Here is a 12,950-nt window from a genome sequence, read left to right as displayed (position 1 = left end):
CATGAGCGTAACCACCGGCAGAAACGTGGTCGTCGTCGGCACCCAATGGGGCGACGAGGGCAAGGGCAAACTGGTCGACTGGCTGACCGAGAGCGCCCAGGGCGTGGTCCGCTTCCAGGGCGGCCACAACGCGGGCCATACGCTGGTCATCAACGGCGTGAAGACCGCGCTGCACCTGATCCCCAGCGGCATCATGCGTCCGGGCGTCAAGTGCTACATCGGCAACGGCGTGGTGCTGTCGGCGGCCAAGCTGTTCGAGGAGATCGAGGGGCTGGAGAAGGCCGGCGTGGAGGTGCGCTCGCGCCTGCGCATCAGCGAGGCCTGCCCGCTGATCCTGCCGTTCCACGCCGCGCTCGACATCGCGCGCGAGGCCTACCGCGAGAAGGGCGGCATCGAGAAGATCGGCACCACCGGGCGCGGCATCGGCCCGGCCTACGAGGACAAGATCGCGCGCCGCGCCTTGCGCGTGCAGGACCTGAAGCACCCGGACCGCTTCGCGGCCAAGCTGCGCGTGCTGCTCGATCTGCACAACCACGTGCTGACGCAGGTGCTGAGTGCCCCGGCGATCGACTTCGACACCGTGTTCGACGAGGCGATGCGCCATGCCGAACTGCTGCGGCCGATGATGGCCGACGTCTCGCGCGAGCTCAACGACGCCCACCGCAACGGCGCCAACCTGCTGTTCGAAGGCGCGCAGGGCACGCTGCTCGACGTCGACCACGGCACCTACCCCTACGTCACGTCCAGCAACTGCGTGGCCGGCAACGCGGCCGCCGGCTCCGGCGTCGGCCCGGGCATGCTGCACTACGTCCTGGGCATCACCAAGGCCTATTGCACGCGCGTGGGCGGCGGTCCGTTCCCGACCGAACTCGACTGGGAGGCACCGGGCACGCCGGGCTACCACATGAGCACCGTGGGCGCGGAGAAGGGCGTGACCACCGGTCGCAGCCGCCGCTGCGGCTGGTTCGACGCCGCGCTGCTCAAACGCTCGGCGCAGGTCAACGGCCTCTCCGGCCTGTGCATCACCAAGCTCGACGTGCTCGACGGCATCGAGAAGCTCGAACTCTGCACCGGCTACGAGCTCGACGGCGAGACCACCGACATCCTGCCCATGGGCGCCGACGAGATCGAGCGCTGCACGCCCATCTACGAAACGCTCGAAGGCTGGACCGAGAGCACCGTCGGCGTCACGCAGTACGACAAGCTGCCCGTCAACGCACGGCTCTACCTGCAGCGCATCGAGCAGGTCACCGGCGTGCCGATCCACATGGTCTCCACCAGCCCCGACCGCGACCACACCATCATGATGCGCCACCCCTATCTGGCCGACTGAGCAGGACCATCCCCATGTTGACCGAAGACGGCAAGCATCTCTACGTCAGCTATGACGAGTACCACAACCTGATCGAGAAGCTGGCGATCAAGCTGCACCAGTCGGGCTGGGAGTTCGACACCATCCTGTGCCTGGCGCGCGGCGGGCTGCGGCCCGGCGACGTGCTCTCGCGCATCTTCGAGAAGCCGCTGGCGATCATGTCGACTAGCTCCTACCGCGCCGATGCCGGCACGGTGCGCGGCCACCTCGACATCGCCCGCTTCATCACCACGCCCAAGGGCGAACTGGCGGGCAAGGTGCTGCTGGTCGACGACCTGGCCGACTCGGGCCACACGCTGCACGCCGTGGTCGACATGCTGCGCACCAATTACAAGCCCATCACCGAGCTGCGCAGCGCCGTGCTGTGGACCAAGGCGCTGTCGACCTTCACGCCCGACTACTCGGTCGAGTTCCTGGCCACCAACCCGTGGATCCACCAGCCATTCGAGAGCTACGACGGCCTGGGCCCGGAGAAGCTGGTCCGGAAGTGGTCGATCTGACCGCCGCGTCGCGCATGCCTCGCTCCCCGCGATCCCATCCGCCGGACCGGCCGATCACCGAGCTGATCCACCATCCCTACCAGCCGCCGGCGAACTTCGCCGCGCCGCAGCCCGGCGTCCACAAGGCCTCGACGGTGTTCTTCGCCGACGTGGCCGCCATGCGCGCGCGCGACTGGAAGACCAAGGCCGGCTACACCTACGGCCTGCACGGCACGCCCACCACCTTCACGCTGGAGGCGCGCATCGCCACGCTCGAAGGCGCGAGCGAATGCCTGCTGGTGCCCAGCGGCCTCGCGGCCATCGCGCTGGTGTCCTTCGCGCTGCTCAAGAGCGGCGACGAGGTGCTGATCCCGGACAACGCCTACGGTCCCAACAAGGCGCTGGCGACGGGCGAGTTGGCGAACTTCGGCATCACGCACCGGCTGTACGACGCCATGGATCCGGCCGATCTGGCGGCCAAGCTCGGCGAGCGCACCAAGCTCGTCTGGCTGGAGGCCGCCGGCTCGGTGACCATGGAGTTCCCCGACCTGGCCGCGCTCGCCGGCCTGTGCCGCGCGCACGGCGCCGTCGCCGTGTTGGACAACACCTGGGGCGCGGGCCTGGCGTTCGACCCCTTCGACCTCGACGGCGGCGGGCAGGGCGTCGACATCTCGGTGCACGCGCTGACCAAATACCCGAGCGGTGGCGGCGACGTGCTGATGGGCAGCGTCGCCACGCGCGACGCGCGGCTGCACCAGGCGCTCAAGCTCACGCACATGCGCATGGGCTGGGGCGTCGGCGTCGGCGACGTCGAGACCGTCCTGCGCGCGCTGCCGAGCATCGCCCTGCGCTATGCCGCGCACGACCGCGCGGCACGCGAACTGGCGCGCTGGTTCGAGACCCGCGAGGAGATCGCGCAGGTGCTGCACCCGGCGCTCGCCGACTCGCCCGGTCACGAGAACTGGCGGCGCCTGTGCGGCGCGAGCGACCTGGCCGCGGGACTGTTCTCGGTCGTGTTCGACGAGCGCTTCAGTTCCGATCAGGTCGACCGTTTCTGCGACGGCCTGCGGCTGTTCCGCCTCGGCTATTCGTGGGGCGGCCCGGTCAGCCTGGTCGTGCCCTACGACATCGGCCTCATGCGCGATCCCACGGTCGCGCGCTGGCCGCATCGCGGCACGCTGGTGCGCTTCTCGGTCGGACTCGAGGCGGTGGACGACCTGCGCGCCGATCTGGAGCAAGCTCTGGCCGCACTCTGAGCCGACGCGCTTTATCGCTTACAGTCGAAACACGCGCGTCCATCCGGACCGCCTCGCCCCAAGGAGAAGCAGTGGCAACACCCAATTACGGCTACGAGAAGCGCCAGAAGGAACTGGCCAAGAAGAAGAAGAAGGAAGAGAAGCTTCGCGACAAGGCCCAGCGCAAGCTCAGCCCCAGCAGCGAGGGTCTGGCGCCCGGAGATCCGGAAACCGACGTGGCCTCGCTCGAACGCGATCCACCCACCGTGCCCGAGCTTCCGACCAAGAACGGCTGATCGTCGCCAGTCCCATCCCGACCGAAGCCGCTGCCTGCGATCCGCAGGCGGCGGCTTTTTTTGCGTGCGCCGGAAGCACCCCGCACCGACCGGATCGACGCGGTGCCGACCCGGACTACAGCAGCTTGCGCAACTCCGGCCAGACGTTGTCGAGCATGCGCGGCTGCGCCGCCGCCACGGGGTGGATGCGGTCGGCCTGGAACATGACCGCCGCGTCCGGGCCGTCGGCCACGCCGCGCAGCAGGAAGGGCACCACCGCCGCTTTCGTCGCCTTCGACACGTCGAGGAACATGGCCTCGAAGCGCCGCAGGTAGTCGCCGCCGTAGTTGGGCGGCACCTGGATGCCGACGATCAGCACCTGCGCGCCGGCGGCCTGCGAGGCCTTGGTCATCTGCGTCAGGTTGTCGGCGGTGTTGGCGATCGGCAGGCCGCGCAGGGCATCGTTGGCGCCGAGCTCGATCACCACGTGCGTCGGTTGGTGCTGCCGCAGCAGGGCCGGCAGGCGCGCGCGGCCGCCCGAACTGGTGTCGCCGCTGATGCTGGCGTTGACGACGCGGGCGTCGATCTTCTGCTGGCCCAGGCGCTGCTCCAGCAGCGTCACCCAGCCCTGGCCGCGCTGCAGGCCGTACTCGGCCGAGAGCGAGTCGCCGACCACCAGGATCACCGCCGGCTTGCGGGCCGTCGTGCCGCGCGGCTGGGCGATGGCCCAAGACCCCGCTGCGCCGGTCAGCGCACCGGCCAAGATAAAGTCGCGTCGATTCACCACATCAAGCCTTCCATGTTGCCAGCCCCAGCCGATGCAATTGTTGCCGTAGCGCACGTTTTCAAGTCCGTCACGGACTCCACCGGCACGCTGGACATCCTGCGCGACGTCGATTTCTCGCTCGGCGCGCGCGAGACCGCCGCCATCGTCGGCGCCTCGGGCTCGGGGAAGAGCACCTTGCTGTCGATCATCGCGGGGCTCGACACGCCCACGCGCGGCACCGTGCACCTGGCCGGCCAGGACCTCTTCGCCATCGACGAGGACGAGCGCGCCGCCCTGCGGGCGCAGAAGGTCGGTTTCGTCTTCCAGAGCTTCCAGCTGCTGGCCAACCTGAGCGCGCTGGAGAACGTGATGCTGCCGCTCGAACTCGCCGATCGCCGCGACGCACGCAAGACCGCCACCGAGATGCTCGGCCGCGTCGGCCTCGGCCAGCGGCTGGGCCACTATCCGAAGGTGCTCTCCGGCGGCGAGCAGCAGCGCGTGGCGCTGGCGCGCGCCTTCGTCGTGCAGCCGCAGGTGCTGCTGGCCGACGAGCCCACGGGCAGCCTGGACTTCGCGACCGGCGAGCAGGTGATGGAACTGATGTTCGACCTCAATCGCGAACTCGGCACGACCCTGGTGCTCGTCACGCACGACCGCGCCATCGCGTCGCGCTGCCACCGGCGCATCACCATCGACGCCGGCCGCGTCGCGGCGGACGAGCGCAGCGCCTGAGACGGCCAGGAGAAGGCGGGCGAGGGCGCCGGCGCTCCGGACCGTCCGGCACGGCAGGGATAATCCGGGGATGTCCTCTCCCCCCAAAGTGATCTTCGGCTTCCATGCCGTGGGCGTCCGCCTCAAGACCGCGCCGGCCTCGGTGCTCGAGGTGCTGTTCGACGCCAGCCGCCGCGATGCGCGGATGAAACAGTTCATCGCGCGCGCCCAGGAAGCCGGCGTGCGCCTGGTCGAGGCCGACGGCCTGCGCCTTTCCAAGCTCAGCGGCAGCCACGGCCATCAGGGCGTCGCCGCGCGCGTCGAACCCATCCCCCAGACCCATTCGCTCGACGAGCTGCTCGAAGGTCTCGAAGCGGCCCGCACCGCACCGCTGCTCCTGGTGCTCGACGGCGTGACCGATCCTCACAACCTCGGCGCCTGCCTGCGGGTGGCCGACGGTGCCGGCGCCCATGCCGTCATCGCGCCCAAGGACCATGCGGCGGGCATCAACGCCACCGTCGCCAAGGTGGCCAGCGGCGCCGCCGAGACGGTGCCGTACTTCATGGTGACCAACCTCGCGCGCACGCTCGGCGAACTCAAGGAGCGCGACATCTGGTGCGTCGGCACCAGCGACGACGCGCCCGGCACGCTCTACCAGAGCGACCTGAACCGCCCGCTGGCCCTGGTGCTGGGCGCCGAGGGCGCGGGCATGCGCCAGCTCACGCGCAAGAGCTGCGACGAGCTGGTGAGCATCCCGATGCAGGGCGCGGTGGAGAGCCTGAACGTGTCGGTGGCCAGCGGCGTGTGCCTCTACGAGGCGATGCGCCAGCGCGGCCTGGGCGCCTGAACGCCGGGCGGCCGTCCGGCATCGGACGTCAGACGTCCAGCCAGGGCGAGCCGCCGGTGGCGGTGGCGGCGACCATGTCGCCCTCGCTGGCGCCCAGGGCCTCGGCCAAGGCCAGGCGCACCAGGTCGGGCCGGTTGTTCTGCTCGCTCAGGTGCGCGCCGACCACGTGGCGCAGGCCCGGGTGATGCACGGCGCGCGCGATGGCGGCCGCCGCGGCGTTCGACAGGTGGCCGTAGTTGCCGCCCACGCGCAGCTTCAGGAACGGCGGATAGGCCGATGCCGCCAGCAGGTCGACGTCGTGGTTGCATTCGAGCAGCAGGGCGTCGAGCCCGACCAACTGCGCCATCACGTGCGGCGTCGCGTGGCCGAGGTCGGTGAGCACGCCCAGGGTGCGGGCGCCGTCGGTGCAGCGCAATTGCAGGGGCTCGCGCGCGTCGTGCGGCACCGTGAAGGGTCGCACGTCGAGGTCGCCGACGGCGATGTGCTCGCCGTCGCGCGCGAGATGCAGGCGGCCTTCGTAGTCGTGGCCGCCGGTGGCCAGCCACGTGCCTTCGCTCATCCACACCGGAATGCGCTCGCGCTTCGACAGCGTCTGCACGCAGCCGATGTGGTCGCCGTGCTCGTGGGTGATGAAGATGGCGTCGATGTCGCTCGCGGCCACGCCGGCGCCGGCCAGACGCTTGTCGAGCTGCCGGATGCCGAAGCCGCAATCGATCAGCAGCAGCGAGCGCCGGCCTTCGCTGCTCGCCTCGACCAGCGTGGCGTTGCCCGTGCTGCCGCTGCCGAGGCTGCGGAAGCGCAGCATCAGGCGCCGCTCCGGCCGCCGGCGGACGTCATGGGCAGGGGCAGCAGGGCCGAGGACATGGCGGCGATTTCCCTGCGGCCTACTTCAGGTCGTCGGCGATGACCTGGACGATGCGCTGCGCATCGGCCGAGGTGTCGGGCGCGCCGGCCTCGTTCTGCACCGACACCGTGCTGGTCTCGCCTTGACTCTTGACCACGATGCGGAACTTCAGCGGCGACTCGTTGGGCTTGGAACGACCGAAGCTGAGGATCTTGCTGAAGATGCTCGGCTCCTTGCGGTCGGTCGTGGGCGTCACGTAGCGCACGAAGTAGGTGCCGGCGTTGCGGTCGCGGTCTTCCACAGTGAAGCCGGTGCGGTCGAGCGCCAGGCCGACGCGGCGCCAAGCGCGGTCGAAGGGCTCGGCGATCTGCACCACCGGCTGGCCGCCGACGGTGGCCGCGCGCGGCGTCTGCACGGGCGTGCCGGTGGCCATCAGGGCCTTCGACTGCTCCTGCGAGACGCCGAGCTTGACCATCAGGCGGCGCAGGAACTCGGCTTCGAGCTCGGGGTCGCTGGGGCGGGGTTGCCAGACGGTGTTGTCCTTCTGGTTGGAGGTGTAGACCTCCACCATGCCGCGGTGGCTGACGTAGATCTCCGTGCCGTTGGGCGTGCGTTCCAGGCGGGTGCGGAAGCGGTCGAGTTCACCGGTCGAGTAGACCGAGTCGATCAGCTTGCCCAGCGTGCTGCGGATGATGTCCTGCGGCAGCTTGGCGCGGTTCTCGGCCCAGTCGGTCTCCAGGATGCCGAGGTTGCGCTGGTCGATGGTCAGCAGGAAACCGTTCTCCTGCCAGAAATCGCGCACCGGCTCCCAGAGCTGGTCGGCCGAGCGGCCCACCACCAGCCAGCGCTGGTTGCCCGCGCGTTCGATGCGCACGTCGCCCACCGAGGAGGCCGCGGCGGGCTGTCCGGGCGCGCTGGCGGCGGCGGCGCCGAAGCCGCTGGCCGTCACGGCGCCGCCGGGCACGGCATAGCGGTTGTCGCGGGAGAGCTGGGTCAGGTCGGGCGGTACTTCGAGCGTGGGGGCCTTGCCGGCGCTCTTGTAGTCGATCTTGTCGCCCTGCATCACGGAGCAGGCGGACAGGCTGGCCACGAGGGCGAGCAGCGCAAAGCGCGAAGGGTGGTTCAACGTTGTCTTCCTTGGGGAAAGGGGTTCGGTCGGGCGGTGCCCGGGACGGGACTGCGACGTGGGAGTCGGCGCGGCGGCAAAAGTTTTGCCGGGCCGCACGCCGAATCGCATCGAAGTGCCGTCAGTCCTTGAGCAGGCCGCAGGCGCGCAGCGCCGACTCGACGGTCGGGCGATGGCCTTCGCCGAGTTCGACCAGCGGCAGGCGCAGCGCGGGACCGCACAGGCCCAGGCGCGCCATGGCCCACTTCAGCGGCACCGGGTTGGGTTCGACGAACAGGTGCTTGTGCAGCGGCATCAGCTCGAACTGGATGCGCATGGCCGTGGCGATGTCGCCGGCGAGCGCCGCCACGCACAGCTCGTGCATCTTGCGCGGCGCGAGGTTGGCCGTCACGCTGATGTTGCCCTTGCCGCCGCACAGCATGAGCGCGACCGCCGTCGGGTCGTCGCCCGAATACACGGCGAAGCGCGACGGCAGATCGCGGATGAGCCACTGGGCGCGCTCGATGTTGCCGGTGGCTTCCTTGATGCCGATGATGCCGGGTACCTCGGCCAGGCGCAGCACGGTGTCGTGCGCCATGTCCGCCACGGTGCGGCCGGGCACGTTGTACAGGACCATCGGCAGGTCGCCCACGGCCTCGGCGATGGCCTGGAAGTGCCGGTACTGGCCTTCCTGCGTCGGGCGGTTGTAGTAGGGCACGACCTGCAGCTGCGAATCGGCGCCCACGCCCTTGGCGAAGCGGGCCAGCTCGATCGCCTCCCGGGTGGAGTTGGCGCCGCAACCGGCCATGATCGGCACGCGGCCACGGGCCTGTTCGACCGACACGCGGATGATCTCGCAATGCTCTTCGACGTCCACCGTGGGCGACTCACCGGTGGTGCCGACCACGCCGAGGCAGTCCGTGCCTTCGTCGATATGCCAGTCGATCAGCCTTCGCAGGGCGGGATAGTCGACGCTGCCGTCGTCGTGCATCGGCGTGGCGAGCGCGACGATGCTGCCTGTCAATTGCTCCAAGGGTGAATCTCTCTGTCGGGTGGACGAAAAGCGGGCATTCTACCGAGCGCCCGTGGGGGGCCTCGGCGCCGAGACTGCGTCGCTGGCAAGGGTTTGCAACAAATGGCGGGGCGGATCCGACGCTGTTTCCGAAGCGCTTCCGGCCCCCGGCCGGACCGCCGCGACGCGCTGGACGAAGCGCGCCGGGGTCTCCAGGAAGCCGTTCTCGTAGGCCACCACGCGCAGGTCGCGGCAGACGTCGAGCAGCTCGCCCGGGCGCAGCAGGAAGTCGGCGCGCGCCGGGCGGCCGACGGTCTCGTTGCCGACGGCGAAAGTCTCGCAGATCAGCACGCCGCCGGGGGCGAGGGCGGCCACGACGTCGGGCAGGCGAGGGCGCCAGAGGTAGTTGGTGACGACCACGGCGTCGAAGACCCGGCCCGCGAACGGCCACGGGCCGGCCTCGATGTCGGTCTCGACGATCTCGGCACCGTCGCGCGCCAGCGGCGCGAGCGTGCGCAACGCCTCGGCCGAGCGGTCCACGCCCGTCACGCGATGGCCGCGCGCATGGAACCAGCGCAGGTGTCGGCCGCCGCCGCAGGCGACGTCGAGCACCGTGCCGCCGGGCGCGACGAGGCCGCTCCAGCGCACGACCCAGGGCGAGGGCGGCGATGCGTCGGGTGCCGATGGGGCCGGCGAGATCGGCGTCATGGTCAGAAGCACGCCCACAGCTGGTCGATCATCGTGACCATGAAGGCCGGTCGCGTGTAGAGCAGGAACACGCCCGCCAGCGCGGCGGCCCCGGCGACCCAGGCGGCGGCGCGGTACAACGGACGGAAGCGGGTGGCGCGGGGCATGGCGGATCGCATCGGGAGGGTCATGCGCCTCAGGCCGGGCGCGGCACCGCCGCGCGCGCGATGGCGTTCTCGCGGATCGGCAGGTTGACCAGGCCGGCGAGCACGCCCAGGCCGATGGCGATGTACCAGACGATGTCGTAGCTGCCCGTGCGGTCGTAGAGGAAGCCGCCGAGCCACACGCCCAGGAACGAGCCGACCTGATGGCTCAGGAACACGAAGCCGCTCAACATCGACAGGTGCGCCACGCCGAAGATCTGCGCCACCAGCGCGTTGGTCGGCGGCACGGTCGACAGCCACAGGAAGCCCATCACGCCGGCGAACACGTAGACGCTCGCCGGCGTGAGCGGCACCGTCAGGAACACCGCGATGGCGACGGCGCGGCCGAAGTAGATCGCCGCCAGGATCTTGCGCTTGGCCAGCCGCTGGCCCAGCGTGCCGGCGGCGTAGGTGCCGAAGATGTTGAACAGGCCGATCAGCGCCAGCGCGTAGCTCGCCACCTCGGGCGACAGGCCCTTGTCCTTGAGGTAGCTGGGCATGTGCACGCCGATGAAGACGACCTGGAAGCCGCAGACGAAGTAACCGGCCATGAGCAGGCCGAAGCTGGGATAGCGGAAGGCCTCGCCCACCGCCTGCAGGATGCTCTGCTGGCGCGCCGCGCCGGCGGCGGCGACCCGGCCCGGCTCGCGCAGGCCGAAGGCGAAGGGCACGATCAGCAGCACCGCAGCGGCGAGCACCAGCAGCGCGTTGTCCCAGCCCAGCCGGGCGACCAGCTGGCCTTCGAGCGGCACCATCAGGAACTGTCCGAACGAGCCGGCCGCCGCCGCCACGCCCATGGCCCAGGAGCGGCGCTCGGCCGGAATGTTGCGCCCGATGACGCCGTAGACCACGGCGTAGGTGGTGCCGGCCTGCGCGGCGCCGATCAGGATGCCGGTGGTCAGGGCGAAGGTCAGCGGCGTGGTCGACAGCGCCATGCCCGCCAGGCCTGCGGCGTAGAGTACCGCGCCGATCAGCAGCACGCGGAAGGCGCCCAGCCGGTCGGCCAGCATGCCGGCGAAGACGCCCATCACGCCCCAGGAGAGGTTCTGGATGGCGAGGGCGAAGGAGAAGGTCTGGCGCGTCCAGCCCTGCGCCTGCGTGATCGGCTGCAGCCACAGACCGAAGCCGTGGCGGATGCCCATGGAGAGCGTGACGATCAGGGCGCCGCACAGCAGCACCTGACGCATCGACAGGCGAGGGGGTTCGGAGAGGGGGGACATCCTTCGAATGTAGTCATTCGCGCCGTCCGGCGCAGCCCCCGCGCGACAGCGGCGGCGATGACATTTCGGCGCGTCTTCGATGCGTTGCGCGCATCGACCCCGTGGCGGGTCGGTGGTACTGTACGGATGTCCAGTCCCTCGAACGCGCGCTCATTACAATCCGCCCATGGCGACCTCCCCCAAGACCTCCTCCACGCCCCCGGCGTATTCCGAAGGCTCGATCCGCGTCCTCAAGGGCCTCGAACCCGTCAAGCAGCGCCCGGGCATGTATACCCGCACCGACAACCCGCTGCACATCATCCAGGAGGTGCTGGACAACGCCGCCGACGAGGCGCTCGCCGGTCACGGCAAGAAGATCAGGGTCGTGCTGCATGCCGACGGCTCGGTCGGCATCGAGGACGACGGCCGCGGCATCCCCTTCGGCCTGCACCCGGAGGAGAAGGCCCCGGTGGTCGAGCTGGTGTTCACCCGGCTGCACGCGGGCGGCAAGTTCGACAAGGGCTCGGGCGGCGCCTACAGCTTCTCCGGCGGCCTGCACGGCGTGGGCGTGAGCGTGACCAACGCGCTGTCCACGCGCCTGGAGGTGACCTCGCACCGCGAGGGCTCGGTGGCGAAGCTGGCCTTCTCCGCCGGCGACGTGGTCGAGCCGCTGGTGGTGCGCCCGCTCGCGGCGGGCGAGCGCAAGCTCGGCACCACGGTGCGCGCCTGGCCCGACCCGAAGTACTTCGAGTCGCCCGCGCTGCCCCTGGGCGAGCTCACGCACCTGCTGCGCAGCAAGGCCGTGCTGATGCCCGGCGTGACCGTGACGCTGGTCAACGAGAAGTCCGGCGACCAGCAGCAATGGCTCTACAAAGGCGGACTGCGCGACTACCTGATGCAGACGTTGCACGGCGAGCCGGTGATCCCGCTGTTCGAGGGCGCCGGCCATGCCGACCGCAACGCCGACAACTTCGCCGAGGGCGAGGGCGCCGACTGGTGCGTGGCCTTCACCGAGGACGGCCAGCCGGTGCGCGAGAGCTACGTCAACCTGATTCCGACGAGCGCCGGCGGCACCCACGACAGCGGCCTGCGCGACGGCCTGTTCAACGCCGTCAAGAGCTTCATCGAGTTCCATTCGCTGCTGCCCAAGGGCGTCAAGCTGCTGCCCGAGGACGTGTTCGCGCGCGCCTCGTACGTGCTCAGCGCCAAGGTGCTGGACCCGCAGTTCCAGGGCCAGATCAAGGAGCGCCTGAACTCGCGCGACGCCGTGCGGCTGGTCTCGAGCTTCGTGCGCCCGGCGCTTGAGCTGTGGCTCAACCAGCACGTCGACTACGGCAGGAAGCTCGCCGAGCTGGCCATCAAGGCCGCGCAGACGCGCCAGCGCGCCGGCCAGAAGGTCGAGAAGCGCAAGGGCTCCGGCGTGGCCGTGCTGCCGGGCAAGCTGACCGACTGCGAGAGCAAGGACATCGCCCACAACGAAGTCTTCCTGGTCGAGGGCGACTCCGCCGGCGGCAGCGCCAAGATGGGCCGCGACAAGGAGTCGCAGGCGGTGCTGCCGCTGCGCGGCAAGGTGCTCAACACCTGGGAGGTCGAGCGCGACCGGCTGTTCGCCAACACCGAGATCCACGACATCTCGGTGGCCATCGGCGTCGACCCGCACGGTCCCGCCGACACGCCCGACATGGGCGGCCTGCGCTACGGCAAGGTCTGCATCCTCTCCGACGCCGACGTCGACGGCTCGCACATCCAGGTGCTGCTGCTGACGCTGTTCTTCCGCCACTTCCCCAAGCTGATCGAGGCCGGCCACGTCTACGTCGCCAAGCCGCCGCTGTTCCGCGTCGACGCGCCCGCGCGCGGCAGGAAGCCCGCGTCCAAGGCCTACGCGCTCGACGAGGGCGAGCTCGTCGCCATCCTCGACAAGCTGCGCAAGGACGGCGTGCGCGAAGGCGCCTGGAGCATCAGCCGCTTCAAGGGCCTGGGCGAGATGAGCGCGGAACAATTGTGGGAAACCACGCTCAATCCGGACACCCGCCGCCTGCTGCAGGTCCGGCTCGGCCGCTTCGGCTTCACCGACACGCAGGGCGAGATCACCAAGCTGATGGGCAAGGGCGAGGCCGCCGCGCGGCGCGAACTGATGGAGCTGCGCGCGGACGACGTCGAGATCGACGTCTGACCCCGTCATGTCCCTGCGCCGGGCGTCCATCGGCCCGGTTCC

Annotated in this window: 14 protein-coding genes; 7 read left to right on the top strand and 7 right to left on the bottom strand. The window is 70.2% G+C overall.

Annotated features, from left to right (window positions below; genetic code table 11):
* The first annotated feature begins 1 nt into the window (after position 1).
* The 4 genes from ABID77_RS10790 (at position 2) to ABID77_RS10775 (ending at position 3,382) form a co-directional block, all read left to right on the top strand.
* On the top strand, positions 2 to 1,333 hold the full coding sequence (locus ABID77_RS10790; protein WP_429595021.1) for an adenylosuccinate synthase: 1,332 nt from the start codon (positions 2 to 4) through the stop codon (positions 1,331 to 1,333).
* A gap of 14 nt (positions 1,334 to 1,347) precedes the next feature.
* Complete coding sequence (locus ABID77_RS10785) at positions 1,348 to 1,872, top strand: phosphoribosyltransferase (protein WP_429595018.1); 525 nt, start codon at positions 1,348 to 1,350, stop codon at positions 1,870 to 1,872.
* 14 nt (positions 1,873 to 1,886) lie between these two features.
* A complete protein-coding gene (locus ABID77_RS10780) occupies positions 1,887 to 3,107 on the top strand; it encodes a PLP-dependent transferase (RefSeq protein WP_429595015.1) in 1,221 nt (406 codons plus the stop codon).
* A gap of 71 nt (positions 3,108 to 3,178) precedes the next feature.
* Entirely contained in the window at positions 3,179 to 3,382 is a 204-nt protein-coding gene (locus ABID77_RS10775; RefSeq protein ID WP_429595012.1) for a hypothetical protein, read from the top strand.
* Between the two features lie 115 nt (positions 3,383 to 3,497).
* Here the strand turns inward: ABID77_RS10775 and ABID77_RS10770 are convergent, their stop codons facing one another.
* Positions 3,498 to 4,124 carry an arylesterase gene (locus ABID77_RS10770; protein WP_429595009.1) on the bottom strand — a complete coding sequence of 209 codons (627 nt, stop codon included), beginning with the start codon at positions 4,122 to 4,124 and terminating at the stop codon, positions 3,498 to 3,500.
* Between the two features lie 36 nt (positions 4,125 to 4,160).
* On the opposite strand from ABID77_RS10770, the gene ABID77_RS10765 reads away from it, so the two are divergent.
* Together ABID77_RS10765 and rlmB are read left to right on the top strand one after the other, a co-directional pair.
* The gene (locus tag ABID77_RS10765; RefSeq protein WP_429595006.1) at positions 4,161 to 4,859 is read left to right on the top strand and encodes an ABC transporter ATP-binding protein; all 699 of its coding nucleotides are present in this window, start codon (positions 4,161 to 4,163) and stop codon (positions 4,857 to 4,859) included.
* 70 nt (positions 4,860 to 4,929) lie between these two features.
* Positions 4,930 to 5,685 carry a 23S rRNA (guanosine(2251)-2'-O)-methyltransferase RlmB gene (gene rlmB, locus ABID77_RS10760; protein ID WP_429595004.1) on the top strand — a complete coding sequence of 252 codons (756 nt, stop codon included), beginning with the start codon at positions 4,930 to 4,932 and terminating at the stop codon, positions 5,683 to 5,685.
* Positions 5,686 to 5,713: 28 nt separating this feature from the next.
* On the opposite strand, the gene ABID77_RS10755 is transcribed toward rlmB, so the two are convergent.
* The 6 genes from ABID77_RS10755 to ABID77_RS10730 form a co-directional block, all read right to left on the bottom strand.
* Positions 5,714 to 6,490 carry an MBL fold metallo-hydrolase gene (locus ABID77_RS10755; RefSeq protein WP_429595001.1) on the bottom strand — a complete coding sequence of 259 codons (777 nt, stop codon included), beginning with the start codon at positions 6,488 to 6,490 and terminating at the stop codon, positions 5,714 to 5,716.
* 79 nt (positions 6,491 to 6,569) lie between these two features.
* Entirely contained in the window at positions 6,570 to 7,655 is a 1,086-nt protein-coding gene (gene bamC / locus ABID77_RS10750) for an outer membrane protein assembly factor BamC (protein WP_429594999.1), read from the bottom strand.
* A 121-nt stretch (positions 7,656 to 7,776) separates the two neighbouring features.
* Entirely contained in the window at positions 7,777 to 8,667 is an 891-nt protein-coding gene (gene dapA, locus ABID77_RS10745; protein ID WP_429594995.1) for a 4-hydroxy-tetrahydrodipicolinate synthase, read from the bottom strand.
* A gap of 39 nt (positions 8,668 to 8,706) precedes the next feature.
* Positions 8,707 to 9,354, bottom strand: a complete 648-nt coding sequence (locus ABID77_RS10740) for a class I SAM-dependent methyltransferase (RefSeq protein ID WP_429594993.1) — start codon at positions 9,352 to 9,354, stop codon at positions 8,707 to 8,709.
* Between the two features lie 2 nt (positions 9,355 to 9,356).
* Positions 9,357 to 9,500, bottom strand: a complete 144-nt coding sequence (locus ABID77_RS10735) for a hypothetical protein (protein WP_429594990.1) — start codon at positions 9,498 to 9,500, stop codon at positions 9,357 to 9,359.
* 29 nt (positions 9,501 to 9,529) lie between these two features.
* Positions 9,530 to 10,756, bottom strand: coding sequence for an MFS transporter (locus tag ABID77_RS10730; RefSeq protein WP_429594987.1), 1,227 nt, complete (start codon positions 10,754 to 10,756; stop codon positions 9,530 to 9,532).
* Between the two features lie 166 nt (positions 10,757 to 10,922).
* Here ABID77_RS10730 and ABID77_RS10725 point away from each other — a divergent pair, with 166 nt between their 5' ends.
* Positions 10,923 to 12,908, top strand: a complete 1,986-nt coding sequence (locus ABID77_RS10725) for a DNA topoisomerase IV subunit B (protein WP_429594984.1) — start codon at positions 10,923 to 10,925, stop codon at positions 12,906 to 12,908.
* Positions 12,909 to 12,950: the final 42 nt, after the last annotated feature.

Source organism: Variovorax sp. PvP013 (genome assembly GCF_050435945.1).
Lineage (GTDB): Bacteria > Pseudomonadota > Gammaproteobacteria > Burkholderiales > Burkholderiaceae_C > Variovorax.
This window is presented reverse-complemented; position numbering and strand designations above follow the sequence as displayed.